Genomic DNA, 19,115 nt, shown 5'->3' with positions numbered 1-19,115 from the left:
GACGGGCAGATCGACTATCTGGGGCGTTCGGACAGTCAGGTGAAGGTGCGGGGGTTCCGGATCGAGCTCGGTGAGATCGAGGCCGTGCTGACCGGCCATCCGGGTGTGGTCCAGGCGGCGGTGCTGGTGCGTGAGGACCGGCCCGGCGACCAACGGATCACGGCGTACGCGGTCTGCGGGGAAACCGTCGACCCGGCCGAGTTGCGGGCGCACGTGGCCGCTGCTGTGCCGGAGTACATGGTGCCGTCGGCGTTCGTGCTGTTGGACGCGTTGCCGTTGAATCCGAACGGGAAGCTGGACCGGCGGGCTCTGCCCGCCCCGGAGTTCACGGCGTTGCCGCAGGGGCGTGCGCCGCGCACCGCCCGGGAGCGCACGCTCACCGCGCTGTTCGCCGAGATCCTGGGCCTGGACGGTGGCGTCGGTGTCGACGACAACTTCTTCTCCCTGGGCGGGCATTCGCTGCTGGTGACGCGGCTGGTCAGCCGGATCCGCGCCGAGCTCGGCGTGGAGGTTCCGATCCGGGCGCTGTTCGACGCCCCGACCGTCGCCGCCCTGGCCGAACGCCTCGGCGACGCCGGTGCGGAACGGGCGCTCGCCCCGCTGCTGCCGTTGCGTGCGGCCGGTACGGCGCTGCCGCTGTTCTGTGTCCACCCCGGCCTCGCCGTCGGCTGGAGCTACGCGAACCTGCTGCCGTACCTTCCGGCGCAGGTTCCGGTGTACGCTCTGCAGGCCCGGGGGCTCGACGGTACCGGCCAACTCCCTTCCAGCATCAGGGAGATGGCCTCGGACTACCTGGCCCTGATCCGCTCCGTGCAGCCTGCGGGCCCGTACCGGCTGCTGGGCTGGTCGTTCGGCGGTATGGTCGCCGCGGCGGTCGCTGCCGAGCTGCGGGCGCAGGGCGACGAGGTCGAGCTGCTGGCCGTGCTGGACGCCCACCCCGACTGGAGCGGCGCTCCGGCGGCGCCGGCCGATCGCACCGAGCGCGAGGCCCTGATCGAGGTGCTGGCAGGCCTGGGCATCCTCCCCGAGCCGGAGCCCGACACCGACAACGGCACCGAAGCCCAGCCCCGCACCCAGGCCCTGGCGGTCCTGCGCGCGGCCTACCCCGAGCTCGCCGACCTCGACGAGGCGTCCTCGGCGGCCCTGGTCGACGTCCTGCTCAACAACCAGCGGATCGGGGAGAGTCACCGCGCCGCTCCGCTGGGCCGCGAGGACGTGCTGCTGTTCGTCGCGGAACGTTCCGAGACGGCCCGGGCGCCGATGCCGCCCGCCTGGGAGCGGCTCACCTCCGGTGAGGTGCTGGTCCATCCGGTGGACTGCACGCACGCGGACATGACGACACGTCGGGCATCCGCCGAGATCGGGCACGTGCTGGCCGGGCGGCTCGGCGGCTGAGCCCGTCACCCCCACCGCGCCCCGCCGGGCCGCCCACCGCGCCCGGATCCCCCAACACCCATGGAACGGAAAGACGATGACGGCTCCCGTACGACACCTGATCTCGATAGCGGACCTGGAGGACGCCGACCTGCGGCACATCGTGGCCCGGGGGACGCAGTTCGCCGCCGGCGGCCGACCGTACCCGCAGACCCTGGACGGCGACGTCGTCGGCATCTACTTCAAGAAGTCCTCGACCCGCACCCGGACGGCGTTCTCCAGCGGGTCCCTGCGCCTGGGCGCCCGGATCCTCACCTACCAGAACGGTGACCTCCAGCTGGCAACCGGCGAGAGCCTGGAGGACACCGGCGACATCCTCTCCCGGATGCTGGACGTCCTGGTGGCCCGCACCGCCGAGCCCACCGCGGACCTGCGGGCGCTCGCCGCCCGCGGTCGGATGGCGGTGGTCAACGCGATGAGCGCCGAGGAGCACCCGACCCAGGCCCTGACCGATCTCACCGCGCTGGCCCGGCACTTCGGCCGGATCGAGCGGCTGCGGGTGCTGTACGTCGGTGAGGGCAACAACACCGCGTCCGCGCTGGCCCTGGCGCTGACCCGCTTCCCCGGCGCCGAGCTGCACCTGCGGACCCCGCCCGGGTACGGGCTGGACGCGGGCTACCTCGCCGAGGCGGCCAAGCAGGCCGAGGCGTACGGGTCCGTGATCACCGAGCGCCACGACATGGCCGACCTGCCGGCCAACGTCGACGTCATCTACACCACCCGCTGGCAGACCACCGGCACCACCAAGCCGGACCCGAACTGGCGCGAGGTGTTCGCGCCCTTCCAGGCGCGGGCCGAGCTGTGGGAGACCAGCCCGGGCGCGGTCTTCATGCACGACCTGCCCGCCCACCGCGGCGAGGAGGTGACGGCCGAGGTGCTGGACGGTCCGGCGAGCATCGCGTTCTGGCAGGCCGAGCACAAGCTGTACAGCGCGATGGCCGTCCTGGAGTGGTGCGCCCGCGGCCGGGTGCCGGCGGCCGAGGTGTCCGGTGGGCTGTCCGACGCGTCCGCGGAGCTGCCGGCATGAGCGCCACCGACAACCTGACCGCCGCGCCGGTGGGCGCCGCGGCCGAGCCGCTCCCGCTGCGGCGCAACCGGGACTTCCGGCTGCTGTGGACCGGGACGGCGTTCTCCTCGCTGGGCTCCCAGGTCAGTACCTTCGCCTATCCGCTGATCGTGCTCTGGTCCGGCGGCTCGGTCTCCGAGGCCGGTCTGACCGGCGCCGCCGCGAGCCTGCCGCAGCTGCTGCTGTCGCTGTTCGCGGGGGTGATGGTCGACCGGTTCGACCGTCGCCGGCTGATGATCGGCTGCAACCTCGGCCGGGCCGCCGCACTCGCCGTGCTGGTGGCGACCATGTTGTCCGGCCGGGTGATCCTCCCGCTGCTGCTGGCGGTGGCGTTCGTCGAGGCGAGCCTGACGGTGCTCTACAAGCTGGCCGAGCACTCGGCGGTCCGCAACGTCGTGGACCCGGAGCACCTCTCGCAGGCCATCTCGCAGAACGAGGCACGGGTCCAGGGGGCCGGGCTGCTCGGCCAGCCGCTGGCCGGCGCGCTGTCCTCGCTGGTCGCCTGGCTGCCGCTGCTGTTCACCGTGGTCTCGCACCTGGTGTCGCTGATCACCCTGTCGGGCATCAAGCGCAGGTTCCAGGCCGAGCGGACGCCGGCGGCGGAGCGCCCGAAGGTGCTCGCCGACATCTCCGCCGGCATCAAGTGGCTGTGGAACCACCGGCAGTTGAGGGCGGCAGCGGTACTGGTCGCGGTCAGCAACATGCTCTTCGAGGTGCTGGTCCTCGGGATGCTGACCACCCTGCGGGACGACGGCGCCCAGCAGGCCGTGGTCGGTCTGGTGATGGGTGCGGCCGGGATCGGCGGCGTGGCCGGCGCGCTCAGCACCAACTGGTGGATGGAGCGGCTGCGGCTGCCGGTGATCGTGATCGGCGCCAACGCGCTCTGGACGGTGCTCTTCCCGCTGGCCGTGTTCCTGAAGAACCCACTGCTGTTCGGCCTGGTGATCACGCCGATGTCGTTCATCGGTGCGATGTGGACCATCGCGGTGGTCTCCTTCCAGGTCGAGGTGACCCCGGACGAGATGCAGGGCCGGATCGCCAGTGTGATCGGCATCGTGGCCTTCGGCACCCTCCCGCTGGGCGCCCTGATCGGCGGCTACACCCTCCAGGCCTTCGGCTTCCGCGCCTCCGTGCTGGCCTGCAGCGCCGTGATGCTGCTGCTCACGCTGGCCGCCGTGGCCAGCCCCTCGCTCCGCCGGATCGGCTCCGAGCTGCGCGAACGCGCCGCGGCCACCACCGAAGCCGCGGCCGCCGAACCCGCGGCCGCCGAACCCGCGGCCGCCGAACCCGCGGCCGCGGCCGCCACCCCGCCGCAGACCCCCACCCCGACCGCCGCAGGGAAGTGATGGCGACCATGTCCGACCTGATCCAGTCGACGGCGCGGCACGCCCGCGAGATCCCCGGCAACGAGGCCGTCGTCTTCGTCACCGGTTACGGCAAGGACGCCGTCACCCGCACCCTCAGCTACGCCGAACTCGTCCAGGACGCCCAGTCGGTGGCCGCCGAACTGCGTGTGCACTGCGAGCCGGGGGACAGGGTGCTGCTGCTCTTCCCCACCGGCCTGGAGTTCGTCAAGGGCTTCCTCGGCTGCCTCTACGCCGGCCTCGTCCCGGTGCCGGTCCCGCTGCCGGGCCGCGGCTCCAGCCAGCGCCGCCGCACCACCGGCGTCCTTCAGGACTGCGGGGCGACGGCCGTCCTGACCGACGGCGCCACCCGGCCCGAGGTCGCCGAGTGGCTGGAGCAGGAGGAGCAGTCCCACGTCCGCTGCGTGGTCACCGAGACCGTGCCGCAGGTGGAGCCGGACCGCCACGTCTGGCCCGAGACCGCCCCCGAGCAGCTCGCCTTCCTCCAGTACACCTCCGGTTCGACCAGCGACCCCAAGGGCGTGATGGTCGGACACGGCAACCTCGCGCACAACTTCGGCGAGCTGCGCGCACTGCTCGGCATCCGCCACGGCGACACCGTCTGCAGCTGGCTGCCGCTCTTCCACGACATGGGGCTGATCGCCGCGCTGCTGCTGCCGCTGCACTTCGGGCTGCGCACCGTGCTGATGCCGCCGACCGACTTCGTGCGCCGCCCGTACGCCTGGCTGGAGCTGATCCACACCTACCGGGCGACCCACAGCTACGCGCCGAACTTCGGCTACAACCTGGCCGCCCGGTCCGTCACCGAGGACCACCTCGCCCGCCTCGACCTGTCCTCCTGGCGCTGCGCGGCGAACGGCGCCGAGCCGGTCCACGCCCTGACCATGGACCTGTTCGCCAAGCGGCTGGCCCCGGCCGGCTTCCGGGCGACCGCGATGCGGCCCTCGTACGGCCTGGCCGAGGCGACCCTCGGGGTGACCACCACCGCGCTCGACCGCGAACCCCCGGTCGCCCTGGTCGATGCGGCCGAGCTGGAGCGGAACCTGTTCCGGCCCCGCCCGGACGGCGCACCGCTGGTCAGCTGCGGCTCACCGGTGGGCATCGAGGTCCGGATCGTCGACCCGCACACCCGTCAGGTGCTGCCGGACGGCGAGGTCGGCGAGATCTGGCTGCGCGGCGGTTCGATCGCCCCCGGCTACTGGCGCAAGCCCGAGATCAACGAGCAGGTCTTCGACGTGGCGACGGCCGACGGCGACCGCGGCCACCTGCGCACCGGCGACCTGGGCGTGCTGCACGAGGGCGAGCTCTACGTCACCGGCCGGATCAAGGACCTCCTGATCGTCAACGGCCGCAACCTCTACCCGCACGACATCGAACGGGAGAGCGGCGAACTGCATCCGGCCTTCGGCGGGTTGTCCGCGAGCGTCTTCTCGGTCCCCGGCGGCGGCTCGGGCGAGGATCTGGTGGTGGTCCAGGAGGTCCGGCTCGCCAGGCTGGACGGCACCGACCTGGCCACCCTCGCGGGGGAGGTCAAGCTCGCGCTGAGCCGGAGCCTCGGCGTGCCCGTCGGCAACGTGGTGCTGCTCAAGCCCGGCAAGGTGCAGCGCACCACCAGCGGCAAGATCCAGCGTTCTCGGATGCGACAGCTGTTCGTCGCGGGCGAACTGGAGCCGCTGCACGAGGACCTGGGCCCGCGGACCCGCGCGCAGTACCGGCCGGCCGCCGTCACCGAGGGCGGGGCGGACGCGTGAAGTACCAGCCGCACGAGCTGATCGCGGACTTCGACCGCAGGCTCGGCGACCCGCACGATCCGCTCCAGGCGTTCTCCTTCGCCCGCTGCGCCGACCTGGACGAGCGCGAGGAGTTCCCCACCGAGATCTGCCGGGCGCTGGACGAACGCGGACTGGCCCGGCACTACGTACCCACCGACCACGGCGGCCTGCTGCACAGCTACGAGGAGCTCGCCGCCCTGCTGCGGACCGTCGCCCGCCGCGACCTGACGGTGGCGATCGCCCACGTCAGCACCTTCCTCGGGGCCGTCACGGTCTGGCTCGCGGGCGACCGCGAGCAGGCCGGCCGGCTCGCCGCGGAGATCCACGACGGCAGCGTGGTCTCGCTCGCCCTCACCGAGCAGCAGCACGGCAGCGACCTGCTGGCCAACGAGCTCGCCACCGCCGAGGGCGAGAGCTGGTACCGGGTCAACGGCGAGAAGTGGCTGATCGGCAACGCCTCGCGCGGCCAGTTCGTCTGCGTGCTCGCCCGGACCGACCCGGACGGCGGGCCGCGCGCCTTCAGCCTGCTGCTGGTCGACAAGCGCCGCCTGGCGCCGGGCAGTTACCGCTGCCTGCCGGCGGTGCGCACGGTCGGCATCCGCGGCGCCGACATCAGCGGCATCGCCTTCACCGACGCCGAGGTGCCCGCCGGCGCGCTGGTCGGGGCGGTCGGCACCGGCCTGGAGACGGTCCTCAAATGCCTCCAGCTGACCCGCAGCCTGTGCGGGCCGCTGTCGCTCGGCACCGGAGACCACGCGCTGCGGCTGGCCGTGCGGTACAGCCTGGACCACCTCGACCCGGCGGACGGCACCCCGACCGCGGCCCGGGCGCTCACCGAGTCCTACGCCGATCTGCTGGTCGCGGAGGCCGTCACCCTGGTCGGCGTCCGGTCGATCCACGCGCTCACCGGCGAGCTCTCCGTGGTGTCCGCCGCCGTCAAGTGCTTCGTTCCGCTCACCGTCGAGCAGCTGATCGCCACCCTCGGATCGGCGCTGGGGGCGGGGGTGTTCCTCAGCCGCTCGTACATGCACGGCGCGTTCCAGAAGCTGGAGCGCGACCACCACATCATGAGCATCTTCGACGGCAACAGCTTCGTGAACCTCAACGGGCTGATCAACCAGTTCCCCCAGCTCGCCCGCGGCCACCGGCGCCGCACGGCCGACACCGACGGCCTCACGGCCGCCGTCGACCTCCGGGCCGCGCTGCCGCCCGCCGACGGCGCCGCGCTCGAACTGCTCTCCCGCACCGGCAGCAGCCTGGTGCAGGGCCTGCCGGCCGCGCTCGCCGAACTGGCCGAGCTGGCCGCCCGGGGCGCCGTACCGGACGTGCTCGGCCGGTACGCCGAGGAGCTGCGCGGGATCACCGACGACCTGCACGGCGCGATGGCCGACCACCGCCCCTCCGCCCGGGACGTCCCGCCCGAGGCCTTCGACCTGGCCCGGCGGTGGACCCAGGTGTTCGCGGCCGCCGCCTGCGTCCACCTGTGGCTGCGCAACCGGGACGCGGCCGCCGACTCGCCCACCGCCGCGCTGTGGGCCGACGGACTCTGGCTGGAGGCCGGCCTGGCCCGGCTGCTCGGCCGGCTCCGGCCCGGCGCCGTACGGGACGGCTCGGTCTTCGACCGCCTCTCCGAGAGGCTCCACCAGCAGTACCGGGACGGCGAACTGTTCTCGCTGCTGCACTGCAGGACGGAGGAGACGGTATGACCGCGCCGCTGCCCGAGCGCCCCCGCACGGCCCGCCTGGACGCGCTGCTCGGCGACCCGCTCGCCCCCGGCAACCCGCTGGGCCTGGACGCCGTGGTGGACGCCGACGAGCGGGCCGAACTCCCCGCCGCCGGGGTCCGCGCCCTGGACGCCTACGGCTTCAACGCCGAACTCGTCCCCGCCGCCCTCGGCGGCACCCTCACCCGGGCCGACGAGCTCGCCGACGCCTTCCGCACGGTCGCCCGCCGGGACCTGGCGCTGGCCGCCGGGTACGGGCTCGGCAGCCTGACCGCGGGCCTGCACGTCTGGCAGGCCGGCGACCCGGCGCAGCAGGCCGAGCTCGCCGCGCTGCTGCTCGGGGACCGTCGGGTCGCCACGGCCTTCAGCACCCCGGACCCCGGCCTGCGGGCCACCCGGGACGGCACCGACCTCGTGCTGCGCGGCGCGGAGCACCTGGTCGGCGACCCGGCCGGGGCCGACGCGCTGTTCCTGCCCGCCGCGCTGGACGGCGGCCACGGCCACCTGCTGCTCGCCGCCGACGCCGGTCTGCGGCTGTCCCCGCCGCACAGCGGCACGGGACTGCGCGGGTGCCGGTTCGCCGCCGTCACCGCCGACGGCGTGCGCGTCCCCGCGGACCGGCTGGTCGGCCCGGTCGGCGACGGGCGGCCCCGGGCCGCCGCCGTCCGCCGGATCACCGGCACCGTCCTGGCCTCGGCCCTGGTCGGGGTCCTCGATACGCAGCTGCGCACCGCACTCGCCTTCGCCGACGAACGGATCCTCTACGGCCGGCCCGTCACCGGGCTGCCCAGTGCCCGGGGCCTGCTGGCCGACGCCTTCCTCGACCTGCTGATCGCCGACTGCGTCACGACCGTCGCCGCCCGCGCCCTGCACCTGCACCCCGAGCAGCCGGACGTGCAGCACACGGCGCAGCGGCTGGTGGCCCGTCTCGCCCGGGACGCCGGCCACCAGCTCTCGCTGCTGCTCGGTGCCCGCTCCTACCTGCGGGAGGGGCCGCACGCGGTGTTCCAGAAGCACCAGCGGGACCGCACCGCGCTCACCGCCCTGCTGACGGCACGCCCGGGCGCCGAAGCGGGCACCGACCACGACCACGACCACGATCGCGACCATGACCATGACCGCGGCCTGCCGCCGCTGCCCGCCGGCCTGTTCGCCGCCGACCCCCAGCTGCCCGCCCTCGACCTGGACCGGCTCGGGTCCCCCGGCGCCGCCGGCACCGGCCTGCCCGGCACCCTGGTCGACCTGCCCGCGGACCTGACCGGCGCACACCCCGAACTGGCCGCCCTGGCTGCCTCGTTCGCCACCACCGACGAGGACGACGACGCCTTCGCGGCGGCCGCCTGCCTCCGGCTCTGGTGGCACGGCCGCACCGACCGGGACGCCTTCCGCGACGCACCGCTGTGGATCCACGCCGCACTGCAGCGCCTGGCGGCCCGGACCGGCCGCCCCACCGGCCCCGCCGTGCCCGACCGCGACCCGGTGCTGCTGGCGGAGCTGCGTACCCGCCTCCGGCACCACCGCACCCTCGACCTGGCCGGCCGCCCGCCGGCCCGCTGACCCGCCACCCCCGGCGCGTCCGCCCCACTCACCGACCTCACCGACCTCACCGACCGAACGGCAGGGAACCCGCCATGTCCGACACCGCCATCGACACCTCCGCCGCGGCCATCGCCGACTGGCTCACCGGCCGCGTCGCCTACTACCTCGACCGGCCCGCGGCCGAGCTGAGGCCCGACGTCAAGCTGGTCGAGTACGGCCTCGACTCGGTCTACGGGATGAGCATCATCACCGAGATCGAGGACCGCTACGACCTGGAGCTGGAATCCACCCTCGCCTGGGACCACCCGACCATCGGCGCCATCACCGCGTACCTGCACGGCCTGGTGGGGCAGCGTTGACCGCCGAACGCACCGCGCAGGACGAACACCCCGCGCAGGACGGGCACGACGTCTCGCTCGGGCAGGAGGCGCTCTGGTTCCTCCAGAAGCTGGCGCCCGCCAGCCCGGCGTACAACGTCGCGATGGCCGTCCGGATCCGCCAGCGGCTCGACGACGCGGCCCTGCGCCGCGCCGCCGCCTCGGTCGCCGCCCGGCACGAACTGCTGCGCTCCGGCTTCACCGAGCGCGACGGGCGTCCGCGCCGGATCGTCGCCGACGCCCTGCCGCACCTGCTGGAGGTCCGCGAGCTGCCCGACGCGACCGACGAGCAGCTCGACGCCGCGGCGCGCGAGGCCGTCGCCCGCCCGTTCGACCTCGCCGAGCCGGGCCCGGTCCGGCTCCTGCTGCTGCGCCGGTCCGCCGAGGACGCGGTGCTGCTGCTGGCGGCCCACCACACGGTGACCGACGGCGCGTCCCAGGTGCTCGTCCTGGAGGACCTGCTGGCGACCTACCGGGCCGAGCTGGACGGCGCCGGCCAGGACGGCTCCGGTGCCGCCCGCCCGTACCGGGAGTACGTCGCCGCCGAACGCGAGCTGCTCGACTCGCCGCGCCGCGCCGTCCTGGCGGACCACTGGCGGGCGGTGTGCGACGGTGTGCCGTCCGCGCTGGAACTGCCCACCGACCGGCCCCGCCCCGCCCGCAAGCGGTTCACCGGCGCCAGCTGGGACTTCCGGCTGCCCGAGGAGCTCGCCGGGTCGCTGCGGCCGGCGGCCGCCGCGGCGGGGGTGACGCCGTTCGTCCTGCTGTTCGGCACCTTCCAGGCGCTGCTGCACCGCTGGACGGCGCAGCCGGAGTTCCTGGTCGGCTACGCCGTCAGCACCCGGCCGGAGCGGACCATGCGCAACACGGTCGGCTACTTCGTCAACACGCTGCCCTGCCGGGCCGCCTTCACCGACGGCGACCTGACCTTCCGTCGGCTGCTGGAGCGGACCGCGGACCAGCTGCGGCAGGGCCTCGCCCACCGCGACCTGCCGCTGCCGCTGCTGCCGGCCGAGCTGGGCCTGCCGCACGACCCGAGCCGTACGCCGGTGTTCCAGAGCATGTTCAGCCTGATCACCGCCACCCGGTTCCAGCCGCTGCTGGAACTACTGGCCCCCGAGGACGGCGCCAAGCCCGAACTGGTCCACCACGGCGTCCGGTTGACCGGATTCGACCTGCCGCAGCAGGAGGGCCAGTTCGACCTGAGCGCGGAGGTGCTGCAGAGCGGGGGCGCGGTGAAGGTGGCCTTCAAGTACGACACCGACCTGTTCGACGCGGCGACCGTCGGACGGATGGCCAACCACTACCGCCTGCTGCTCGCGGCCGCGGTGGCCGACCCGGACCTGTCCGTGCGCCGGGTCCCGCTGGTGGACGCGGCGGAGCGGGCGACCCTGCTCTCCTTCGCCACCGCCGCCTGGTAGCGGACCGGGCACCGCCCGCCGCTCCACGGCCGGGCGCCGCCCCGCCGCACCACGGGCCGGGCCGGACGGGCCGACGACGACCCGACGACCCGGCGAAGCGCACTCCGACGAAGCGCACCCCGACGAAGCGAACCGCCCGCCGCGCGACCGCCCGCTGCCCGGGGGGATCCCCCCCACACCGTCACACACGACTGGAGAAACGGCGTTATGCCAGCACAGAACGGTCACCAGGACTGCACCGTGTCGACGATGCCACGGCCTGCCGAGTGTGTGCCCGCAGTCCTCGACCCGGTGGCGGACCTCGCCCCCGGCCCGTCCCTGACCGGGGCCGACGGGCCGGCCGGGCCGCTGCGCAGCCGTCTCGCGATGCTGGCCGCGACCTTCTCCGAGACGCCGCTGGTGCGGATCGAGGACGAGAACGTGGACCTCTACGCCAAGCTGGAGTACTGCAACCCGAACGGCAGTTCCAAGGACCGGTCGGCGTTCTGGATCCTGAAGGGCGCCATCGAGCGCGGCGAGATCACCACCGGGACCACGGTGGTGGAGTCCTCCTCCGGCAACTTCGCCATATCGATGGCCGCGTTCTGCCGTTCGCTGGGCATCGGTTTCGTCCCGGTGATCGACCCCAACTGCAACCAGCTCACCGAGGCGTACCTCGGCATCATGTGCGACCGGGTGGAGAAGGTCACCGAGCGGGACGCCAGCGGCGGCTACCTGACCACCCGGCTGGACCGGGTGAAGGAGCTGCGGACCGAGTACCAGGACGTCTACTGGCCCAACCAGTACGCGAACGAGGACGCCCTGCTCGCGCACTACGAGATGACCGGCGGCGAGCTCTGCGCGGCGCTGCCCCGGATCGACTACGTCTTCCTCGGCGTCAGCACCGGCGGCACCATCGCCGGTGTCTCCCGCCGGATCAAGGAGGCGCATCCGGGGGCGGTCGTGGTCGCGGTCGACGCCGCCGGTTCGGCGATCTTCGGTCAGCCGCCGCAGGCCCGCCTGTTGCCGGGCCTGGGTTCCAGCCTGGTGCCGCCGCTCTGCGACCGGGCGCTGGTCGACGACGTGGTGATCGTCCCCGAGCCGGCCGCCGTGCAGGGCTGCCTCGACCTGGTCCGCAAGCACGGTCTGTACGCCGGCGGTTCCACCGGCAGCGTCTACGCCGCCATCGGCCACTACTTCGGCCGCCGCCCGGCCACCGGTCCGCGTCCGACCGTCGCGTTCCTCTGCGCCGACCGCGGCACCGCGTACGCCGAGACGGTGTACGACGCGGGCTGGGTCGCCCGGTCCTTCGCCGGCCGCCCCGCCCCCGCCGACTGGCCGGGCGCCACGCCCCTGCCGTCCGCCCTGTGACGCCCCGGCGCACCCGCCCACTCGCTCACCCGTCCTTCCCCGCACACCTCAGGAGCACCGAACGATGACCGACACCCAGGCCGCGCCCACCCCGCTCACCCTGCCGCAGCTGCGCGTACTGACCGGTGCGGACGTGCTGCGCCACGTCGACGCCGACCGGGCCACCTGCGTCGACGTGGTGCGCCGCGCCTACGTCACGCACGCCGCCGGGCACAGCGTGAACCCGGAGAGCGCCTTCCTGCGCTTCCCGCAGCGGCCGAACTCGCGGATCATCTCGCTCCCGGCCTACCTGGGCGGGGAGTTCGAGGTGGCGGGCATCAAGTGGATCGCGAGCTTCCCGGACAACCCCGCCCGCGGCATCCCGCGTGCCTCGGCCGTCCTGGTGCTCAACGACACCGAGACCGGCTACCCGATCGTCGCGATGGAGTCCTCGGTGGTCTCCGCCAGCCGTACCGCGGCCTCGGCCGTGCTCGGCGCCGAGGCCCTGGTGGGCGGGCGCCGGGTGAAGCGGATCGGCCTGGTCGGGGCCGGGCTGATCGGCGGCCACGTGTGGAGGTTCCTCCGGGACCTGAAGTGGGAGTTCGACGGATTCCGGATCTTCGACCTGTCCCGGGCGCACGCCGAGCGCTTCGCCGCCACCCTCGCCGCGGACGGCGTCGAGGACGTCCGGGTGGTCGACGAGGCGGCCGGCGCCTTCGCCGACTGCGACCTGGTGATCCTCACCACCGTCGCCGGCGAGCCGCACCTCACCGACCCCGGCCTGCTCGCCCACGCGCCGGTGGTGCTGCACCTCTCGCTGCGCGACCTGGCGCCCGAACTGGTCCTCGCCGCGCAGAACTTCACCGACGACATCGACCACGCGGTCCGCGAGCGGACTTCCCTGCACCTGGCCGAACAGCAGGTCGGGCACCGGGACTTCGTGCACGGGACGATCGCCGACCTGCTGGCCGGCACGGTGGTGCGCGATCCCGAACGGGCTGCGGTGTTCTCGCCGTTCGGCCTGGGCATCCTGGACCTCGCGGTCGGCAAGTGGGTGCACGACGCGGTGGTGGGCGCGGGCGGCGGGCAGGAGGTGCCCGACTTCTACGGCGAGGCCGTGCGCTGAGGTGCGGGCCCGGTGGAGGAGACTGGTGGCCATGCAGATCCGCATCGAGGCCACCGCTCTGCCGGGCCGCTCCTGTCCCACCGCCCCCGGCTTCGAGGGCCGGCTGGACGTCCACGTGGGCGTCCAGCGCAAGGACCGCCCCGGCGAGCTGCTCGACCTGGTGCCGGGCGACGCGCCGGCCGCCGCCTGGACCCTGGACTGCACCGCCGAGCAGGGCCCGGACGGCGTCGAACTCCGCGGTCCCTACCTGCAGAACCGCCTGGGCGGCCGGTTCGTCTACCTGTCCTGGGTCGCCGCCGAGCCGGACGGCGGGCACGCGATGTTCCGCCGGGCCAAGCTGATGCTCGACGCGGTCGACCCCGACACCCTGGCGGCGGCCGTCCGCACCGGCCGGCTCACCGGCCGCCTGCGGCTGACCGACGCGGCGGGCCTGCCGGTGTGCGCGGCGGTCCGCCCGCCGCGGATCGAGTGGACCGCCGAGGCCCCGGCCTGACCCACCGGCTCAGGACACCCCACGCGGCCGGAACTGGATGCTGATCCGCGGCCCCACCGGGCGCGCCGTCTTCGGGACGGCGTGCTCCCAGGTGCGCTGGCAGGTGCCGCCCATCACGATCAGGTCGCCGTGCCCCAGGGCCTGGCGCACCGTCGCCCCGCCGCCGAACCGGGGCCGCAGCAGCAGCGGGCGCGGTTCTCCGACCGAGACGATCGCCACCATGGTGTCCTCCCGGTCGCCCCGCCCGATCCGGTCGCCGTGCCAGGCGACACTGTCCCGCCCGTCGCGGTAGTAGCACAGCCCGGCGCTGACGAACGGCTCCCGCAGCTCCTGCGCGTAGTACGCGCCGAGCGCCGTCCGTGCCCGTTCCAGTACCGGGTGGGGGAGCGGTTCGCCGGCCCGGAAGTGCGCCAGCAGCCGCGGCACGGCCACCACCCGTTCGTACATCAGCCGGCGCTCCTCCTGCCAGCGCACGCCCGTGGCCAGCTCCTCGAACAGCGACTCGGAACCGGTCAGCCAGCCGGGAAGAAGGTCGATCCACGCGCCGTGCCCCAGCACCGTCCGGCGCACCCCGACCAGGCGCCGCAGCCCGATCTCCTCGGCCGCGTCGAACAGCGAGCCCTGCACGTGGACGGTCATGGCAGCCAGGATACGCCCTGACTCGAACATCTGACCGATTATGTTACGGGCGCGGCCGGGGCGGCGCGGCCGGGATGCGGCCGCGCCACCGGGGCCGGCTCAGCCCGCGACCACCGCCGGCAGGCCGGGCCCGAGGGCCGGTTCCCGGCCCGAGCCCTCGGCGGCCCGGAGCAGCAGCACCAGCTCGTCGCGGGCCCGGGCCAGCCGCGAGCGCACCGTGCCCACCGGGCAGCCGCACACCGCCGCGGCCTCCTGGTAGCTGTAGCCCAGGACCTGGGTCAGCACGAACACCTCGCGGCGGTCGACCGAGACCCGAGCCAGCAGGTCGGCGAGGGCGACGCCCTCCTCGAAGCCGCCGGGCGGGGCGGGGCGCCGGTCGACCGCCTCCTCCCAGTCCGGGATGCCGGCGTTCCTCGGCCGGACGGACGACCGGCGGTAGCGGTCCACCACGGTGCGGCGGGCGATCGAGAGCAGCCAGGTGCGGGCGGAGGCGCGGCCGCTGAAGCCGGGGAGGCTGCGCAGGGCGCGCAGGAAGGTCTCCTGGGCGAGGTCGTCGGCCGCGTCGGTGTCGGCGAGGTGGGCCACGAACCGCCAGACGTCGCGCTGGGTGGCGCGGACGAACTCCTCCAGGGCGGGCCGGTCGCCGCCGCCGGCCGCCAGGGCGAGCGCGGTGAGCTGGTCGTCGTTCATCCGCGTCCTCCCCGGGTGCGGGGGCGGAGTGATCGGCGGCCGCACGGGTGCGCGACGATGGACCTATGAGATGCCCGGACCATCGTTCCTCCGCCTCTTCCGAGCCCGACACCGCGGACGCCGCCGCCTGCGCGGAGTGCGCGCGGTGGCTGCGGGCGTCGCACCGGCTGGACGAGCTGGCCGGGCAGGCGCCGGGACCGTCCGAGAGCTGGACGCGGGGACTGATGGGGCGGCTGGACGCGGCACTCGGCGAGGAGTGACCCCCGCGCGGTGGACGGAGCGGGGGCCCGGCCGCCGGCCGGCGGTATCGCCGCGCCGGCCGGGCGCCGGGCAGCCGGAAGGCTGACAGACATGGTGGAGTCCTGAGGTCAGGGGGAGACAGCGGTTCCGCACCCCGCTGCCGTCGCCGACGCGTGGTCGGCCCGCCGGGTCCGGCCCTCGGGGGCCGGCCGGGACGGCGCGGTGCGGGCGTGCCCCCGGTGCCCGCGGCGAGGCCTGCGGGACAGGGGCGACCGGCCCACCACCCGGGCGCCGGCCGGCGGGTCCGGTCGGCGCGGCGGTGCGTCGACCACCGGTCGGGCGGTCGGCGGAGGGGATGGCGGGCGTGTCAGGGCACGGCGGGCCGCGGCGGGCCGCGCCGTACCACCACGTGCAGCAGGACGGGTTCGGCCGCGGGGCCCGGTGGCTCGTACGGCCGCCGCCGGAGCCGGGGTGCCCGGACGGCCGGCGGCCGCAGGACCAGCGGGGCGACGATGCCCGCGACGGCGAGCAGGATCCGGCCCACCCCCGCCACCGCCGCGTCGCCGCGGCAGAACAGCAGGGCGCAGGCCAGCGCCGTCAGGACGTGCGCGGCGACCATGCCGACGGACGCGGCGTGCGCGGCGGACAGCCCGCCGCTCAGCACCTGTCCCACCGAGTGCCCCATCCCCGCCATGCCGTCCATGCCGTCAGCACCGTTCATGCCGGTCATGTCGGGCACGGTCCGGACGGCCGTCGGGTCCAACCCGGCGGCGCGGGCCAGCTCCTGCGGATCGATCCGCCCCCGGACGGGGCCGGACTCGCAGAGCAGCAGGGCGACCCAGTCCGGGCCGCCGGCCCGGGGCGCGGGAGCCTCCTGGACCCGGTCGAACAGCTGGTGCAGCGCACCCTGCACGGCGAGCATCCAGCCGGTGACCGCGAGCGCTCCGCGGCGCCGTCCGGCGGCCAGCCAGGAGCAGGCCATGACACCCGCGAACGCCAGGGCGAGCCACCGCGAGGGCAGCGCGGCCGGCGTCATGCTGACGTGCGCACAGGCGGCCAGTGCCACGCACAGCGCGGCGAAGGCCCCCGAACGGATCACGCGAGGGAGTCGGGCAGTCACAGTGTCCGCCATCGTGCCACCACCGTCCGCTCCCGTCGAAACCCCCGGGGGGTACCCGTCCGCGGGTCACGCCGATTTCGAGCCGCCGCCGGGCCGGACGCGCCCGCGACCGCCGGGCCCGGGCTGTTGCATCGTCAACTGTTCGGGCCCGGGGGCCGACGGTCGCGACGAGGTGGCCGGGCCCGGACGCCGGACGGCCCGGACCACGCGCTCGCGCGAGCGGTCCGGGCCGTCCTCGGTCCGGCGGCGGTCAGCAGATCCTGGGCAGTTGCTCCCCGATCGGCAGGTCGACCACCCGGGTCCCGCCCAGACCGGTGCGGGCGACCACCATCCCGTGGTGCTCGTCCACGCACTCGCCCACGACGGCCGCGCCCGCGCCGAGCGGGTGCGCGCGCATCGCGGCCAGTACCGGTTCCGCGCTCTCCCGCGGTACGAACGCCACCAGCTTGCCCTCGTTGGCGACGTACAGCGGGTCGAGCCCCAGAATGGCGCAGGCGTTGGCGACCGGAGCCGGCACCGGGATGCCGCGCTCCTGGATCACCACCCCGACGCCCGCGGCCGAGGCGATCTCGTTGAGCGCCGCGGCCAGCCCGCCCCGGGTGGGGTCGCGCAGCACGTGCAGATCGGGGGTGACGTCCAGCATGGCCTGCACCAGGCCGCCGAGCGGCGCGCAGTCGCTGCGGATGTCGACGCCGAACTCCAGGCCCTCGCGCACGCTCATCACGGCCACGCCGTGCACCCCGATGTCGCCGCTGACGATCACCACGTCGCCGGGCCGGGCGCGCTGCGGCCGGATGTCGACCCCGTCCGGGATCAGCCCGATACCGGCGGTGTTCAGGTAGATGCCGTCGCCGTGGCCGGCCTCGACGACCTTGGTGTCGCCGGTGGCGATCTCGACCCCGGCGGCCCGGGCGGCGTCCCCGACGGCCTGCGCGACCCGCGCCACCACGGAGGTCCGCACGCCCTCCTCCAGGATGAACCCGCAGGACAGGTACGCCGCCCGGGCGCCCGACATGGCGAGGTCGTTGACCGTCCCGTTGACCGCCAGGTCCCCGATGCTCCCGCCGGGGAAGAACAGCGGCCGCACCACGAACGAGTCGGTGGAGAAGGCGAGTCGGGCGCCGCCGAGGGTCACCGTCGCCGCGTCGGCCATTCCGGCCAGCACCGGACCGCCGTACGCCGGCGCGAACACGTGCTTCACCAACTCGGCGGAGAGCACCCCGCCGCCGCCGTGCCCCAGGACGATCCGCGGCTGGTCGCGCAGCGGGAGCGGGCAGCTCCAGCCGTCGAAGTCCGGTGCCGCCGTGGTGCTTTCGGTATCGATCAGGTCAGCCAACGGGGCTCGCCTCCCGGGTCACGTCGGTGCTGCCGAGGCGGCGGTAGAGGTAGTACGCGGCGCAGGCGCCCTCACTGGAGACCATGGTCGCGCCCAGCGGGGTGCGCGGGGTGCAGACGGTGCCGAAGGCCGCGCACTCGTGCGGCTTCAGGAGGCCCTGGAGCACCTCGCCGCTGCGGCACTCGGCGGGTTCGACGGTGGTGATCCCGCTGACCGAGAAGCGCTCCTCGGCGTCGAACTCCCGGTATTTCCCGGCGAGTCGCCATCCGCTGCCGGGGATCACCCCGATCCCGCGCCAGGCCCGGTCGGTGACCTCGAAGACGTCCTCGATCATGGCCCGCGCGGCCCGGTTGCCCTCGTCCCGGACGGCCCTGCGGTAGGCGTTCTCGACCGTCGCCTCGCCTCGCTCCAACTGGTGCACGGCCCGCCGGACGCCCTCCAGGATGTCCAGCGGCTCGAAGCCGGTGACCACGATCGGCACCCGGTACCGTTCGGCCAGCTCCGGGTACTCCTCGGTGCCCATCACCGAGCAGACGTGGCCCGCGGCCAGGAAGGCCTGGACCCGGGAGGTCGGCGACTCCATCAGGGCGGTGATCGCGGGCGGCACCCGGACGTGCGACACCAGCAGGCTGAAGTTGCGGATCCCGAGCCGCCGCGCCTGGTGGACGGTCATCGCGTTCGGTGGAGCGGTGGTCTCGAAGCCGATGCCGAAGAACACCACCTCCCGGTCCGGGTTCTCCCGGGCGATCCGCAGCGCGTCCAGCGGCGAGTACACCACCCGGACGTCGCCGCCGGCGCTCCTCACCTGAAACAGGTCGCGGTCGCTGCCCGGCACCCGCAGCATGTCGCCGAAGGAGCAGAAGATCACCCCGGGCCGGGCGGCGATCTCCAACGCCTTGTCGATCACCTCCAGCGGGGTGACGCAGACCGGGCAGCCCGGTCCGTGGATCAACTCGATCTCGTCCGGCAGCAGTTGGTCCAGCCCGTGCCGGATGATGCTGTGCGTCTGCCCGCCGCAGACCTCCATCAGCGCCCACGGGCGGGTCACCGTGGCCCGGATGTCGGCCAGCAGCCGCCGGGCCAGCTCGGGATCCTGGAACTCCTCCAGATACTTCACCGCTGCTCCTCCCCGCCGGCCGCCTCGGCGGCCGACGCCCATGGGTCACCGAACTCCTCCTGGAGCGCGCCGATCTCGGCGAACAGCTCCAGGGTCCGCAGCGCCGACTCCTCGTCGAGGCGCTGCAGGGCGAAACCGACGTGCACGATGGCGTACTCGCCGACCTCCAGGTCCGGCAGGTACTCCAGGCAGACGTCCTTGACCACACCGCCGAAGTCGACCACCGCCATCCGGGTACCGTCGCGTTCCTCGATCTCCAACACCTTGCCGGGCACCGCCAGGCACATGAGCCTCTCCTCGCCTCTTCGTACGGTCGCGGTCGCGCCGTG

General features: G+C 74.4%; 18 protein-coding genes. 12 read left to right on the top strand and 6 right to left on the bottom strand.

Going from position 1 to position 19,115, the window contains the following annotated elements; all coding sequences use genetic code 11:
* The 11 genes from ACIOFR_RS19760 to ACIOFR_RS19710 form a co-directional block, all read left to right on the top strand.
* On the top strand, positions 1-1,395 hold a 1,395-nt coding region (locus ACIOFR_RS19760; protein WP_400998879.1), incomplete at its 5' end, for an alpha/beta fold hydrolase.
* A gap of 76 nt (positions 1,396-1,471) precedes the next feature.
* Entirely contained in the window at positions 1,472-2,461 is a 990-nt protein-coding gene (locus tag ACIOFR_RS19755) for an ornithine carbamoyltransferase (RefSeq protein ID WP_400998876.1), read from the top strand.
* Positions 2,458-3,846 carry an MFS transporter gene (locus tag ACIOFR_RS19750; protein ID WP_400998873.1) on the top strand — a complete coding sequence of 463 codons (1,389 nt, stop codon included), beginning with the start codon at positions 2,458-2,460 and terminating at the stop codon, positions 3,844-3,846. The genes ACIOFR_RS19755 and ACIOFR_RS19750 overlap by 4 nt, the downstream gene beginning before the upstream one ends.
* Before the next feature lie 8 nt (positions 3,847-3,854).
* On the top strand, positions 3,855-5,615 hold the full coding sequence (locus tag ACIOFR_RS19745) for a fatty acyl-AMP ligase (protein WP_400998871.1): 1,761 nt from the start codon (positions 3,855-3,857) through the stop codon (positions 5,613-5,615).
* Positions 5,612-7,342: an acyl-CoA dehydrogenase family protein gene (locus ACIOFR_RS19740; protein ID WP_400998869.1), complete on the top strand. Its 1,731-nt coding sequence runs from the start codon at positions 5,612-5,614 to the stop codon at positions 7,340-7,342. Before ACIOFR_RS19745 ends, ACIOFR_RS19740 begins: the two co-directional genes overlap by 4 nt.
* The gene (locus tag ACIOFR_RS19735) at positions 7,339-8,916 is read left to right on the top strand and encodes an acyl-CoA dehydrogenase family protein (protein ID WP_400998867.1); all 1,578 of its coding nucleotides are present in this window, start codon (positions 7,339-7,341) and stop codon (positions 8,914-8,916) included. Before ACIOFR_RS19740 ends, ACIOFR_RS19735 begins: the two co-directional genes overlap by 4 nt.
* 74 nt (positions 8,917-8,990) lie before the next feature.
* Positions 8,991-9,257, top strand: a complete 267-nt coding sequence (locus ACIOFR_RS19730) for an acyl carrier protein (protein WP_400998864.1) — start codon at positions 8,991-8,993, stop codon at positions 9,255-9,257.
* Positions 9,254-10,696 (top strand): condensation domain-containing protein, encoded by a 1,443-nt coding sequence (locus ACIOFR_RS19725; RefSeq protein ID WP_400998861.1) that lies wholly within the window; start codon positions 9,254-9,256, stop codon positions 10,694-10,696. The genes ACIOFR_RS19730 and ACIOFR_RS19725 overlap by 4 nt, the downstream gene beginning before the upstream one ends.
* 249 nt (positions 10,697-10,945) lie before the next feature.
* Positions 10,946-12,046 (top strand): 2,3-diaminopropionate biosynthesis protein SbnA, encoded by a 1,101-nt coding sequence (gene sbnA, locus ACIOFR_RS19720; RefSeq protein ID WP_400998858.1) that lies wholly within the window; start codon positions 10,946-10,948, stop codon positions 12,044-12,046.
* 64 nt (positions 12,047-12,110) lie between these two features.
* On the top strand, positions 12,111-13,151 hold the full coding sequence (sbnB, locus tag ACIOFR_RS19715; protein ID WP_400998855.1) for a 2,3-diaminopropionate biosynthesis protein SbnB: 1,041 nt from the start codon (positions 12,111-12,113) through the stop codon (positions 13,149-13,151).
* A 31-nt stretch (positions 13,152-13,182) separates the two neighbouring features.
* Complete coding sequence (locus ACIOFR_RS19710; protein ID WP_400998853.1) at positions 13,183-13,644, top strand: DUF5990 family protein; 462 nt, start codon at positions 13,183-13,185, stop codon at positions 13,642-13,644.
* Positions 13,645-13,653: 9 nt separating this feature from the next.
* Here ACIOFR_RS19710 and ACIOFR_RS19705 read toward each other — a convergent pair whose 3' ends face one another.
* Both ACIOFR_RS19705 and ACIOFR_RS19700 read right to left on the bottom strand, forming a co-directional pair.
* Positions 13,654-14,283, bottom strand: a complete 630-nt coding sequence (locus ACIOFR_RS19705; RefSeq protein WP_400998850.1) for an alpha-ketoglutarate-dependent dioxygenase AlkB — start codon at positions 14,281-14,283, stop codon at positions 13,654-13,656.
* Between the two features lie 99 nt (positions 14,284-14,382).
* Positions 14,383-14,973, bottom strand: coding sequence for a sigma-70 family RNA polymerase sigma factor (locus ACIOFR_RS19700; RefSeq protein ID WP_400998847.1), 591 nt, complete (start codon positions 14,971-14,973; stop codon positions 14,383-14,385).
* 65 nt (positions 14,974-15,038) lie between these two features.
* Between ACIOFR_RS19700 and ACIOFR_RS19695 the strand changes: the two genes are divergently transcribed.
* Positions 15,039-15,233, top strand: coding sequence for a hypothetical protein (locus tag ACIOFR_RS19695; protein ID WP_400998844.1), 195 nt, complete (start codon positions 15,039-15,041; stop codon positions 15,231-15,233).
* 347 nt (positions 15,234-15,580) lie between these two features.
* On the opposite strand, the gene ACIOFR_RS19690 is transcribed toward ACIOFR_RS19695, so the two are convergent.
* From ACIOFR_RS19690 to ACIOFR_RS19675, 4 genes are all read right to left on the bottom strand, one after another.
* Entirely contained in the window at positions 15,581-16,312 is a 732-nt protein-coding gene (locus tag ACIOFR_RS19690; protein WP_400998841.1) for a hypothetical protein, read from the bottom strand.
* 271 nt (positions 16,313-16,583) lie between these two features.
* Positions 16,584-17,669 carry a hydrogenase expression/formation protein HypE gene (gene hypE, locus ACIOFR_RS19685; protein WP_400998838.1) on the bottom strand — a complete coding sequence of 362 codons (1,086 nt, stop codon included), beginning with the start codon at positions 17,667-17,669 and terminating at the stop codon, positions 16,584-16,586.
* Positions 17,662-18,786: a hydrogenase formation protein HypD gene (gene hypD, locus ACIOFR_RS19680; RefSeq protein ID WP_400998835.1), complete on the bottom strand. Its 1,125-nt coding sequence runs from the start codon at positions 18,784-18,786 to the stop codon at positions 17,662-17,664. Before hypD ends, hypE begins: the two co-directional genes overlap by 8 nt.
* Positions 18,783-19,073 (bottom strand): HypC/HybG/HupF family hydrogenase formation chaperone, encoded by a 291-nt coding sequence (locus ACIOFR_RS19675; RefSeq protein ID WP_400998832.1) that lies wholly within the window; start codon positions 19,071-19,073, stop codon positions 18,783-18,785. The genes hypD and ACIOFR_RS19675 overlap by 4 nt, the downstream gene beginning before the upstream one ends.
* Positions 19,074-19,115: the final 42 nt, after the last annotated feature.

Origin of the sequence: Kitasatospora sp. NPDC088346 (assembly GCF_044740765.1) — a bacterium.
GTDB lineage: Bacteria > Actinomycetota > Actinomycetes > Streptomycetales > Streptomycetaceae > Kitasatospora.
This window is presented reverse-complemented; position numbering and strand designations above follow the sequence as displayed.

What these genes read in the sequence shown, in the direction of transcription:
- ACIOFR_RS19705 (WP_400998850.1), bottom strand. Translation starts at nt 14,283, where the DNA reads ATGACCGTCCACGTGCAGGGCTCGCTGTTCGACGCGGCCGAGGAGATC.
- ACIOFR_RS19735 (WP_400998867.1), top strand. Translation starts at nt 7,339, where the DNA reads ATGACCGCGCCGCTGCCCGAGCGCCCCCGCACGGCCCGCCTGGACGCG.
- ACIOFR_RS19710 (WP_400998853.1), top strand. Translation starts at nt 13,183, where the DNA reads ATGCAGATCCGCATCGAGGCCACCGCTCTGCCGGGCCGCTCCTGTCCC.
- ACIOFR_RS19730 (WP_400998864.1), top strand. Translation starts at nt 8,991, where the DNA reads ATGTCCGACACCGCCATCGACACCTCCGCCGCGGCCATCGCCGACTGG.
- ACIOFR_RS19695 (WP_400998844.1), top strand. Translation starts at nt 15,039, where the DNA reads ATGAGATGCCCGGACCATCGTTCCTCCGCCTCTTCCGAGCCCGACACC.
- ACIOFR_RS19750 (WP_400998873.1), top strand. Translation starts at nt 2,458, where the DNA reads ATGAGCGCCACCGACAACCTGACCGCCGCGCCGGTGGGCGCCGCGGCC.
- sbnA (WP_400998858.1), top strand. Translation starts at nt 10,946, where the DNA reads ATGCCACGGCCTGCCGAGTGTGTGCCCGCAGTCCTCGACCCGGTGGCG.
- ACIOFR_RS19755 (WP_400998876.1), top strand. Translation starts at nt 1,472, where the DNA reads ATGACGGCTCCCGTACGACACCTGATCTCGATAGCGGACCTGGAGGAC.
- ACIOFR_RS19675 (WP_400998832.1), bottom strand. Translation starts at nt 19,073, where the DNA reads ATGTGCCTGGCGGTGCCCGGCAAGGTGTTGGAGATCGAGGAACGCGAC.
- sbnB (WP_400998855.1), top strand. Translation starts at nt 12,111, where the DNA reads ATGACCGACACCCAGGCCGCGCCCACCCCGCTCACCCTGCCGCAGCTG.
- ACIOFR_RS19700 (WP_400998847.1), bottom strand. Translation starts at nt 14,973, where the DNA reads ATGAACGACGACCAGCTCACCGCGCTCGCCCTGGCGGCCGGCGGCGGC.
- ACIOFR_RS19745 (WP_400998871.1), top strand. Translation starts at nt 3,855, where the DNA reads ATGTCCGACCTGATCCAGTCGACGGCGCGGCACGCCCGCGAGATCCCC.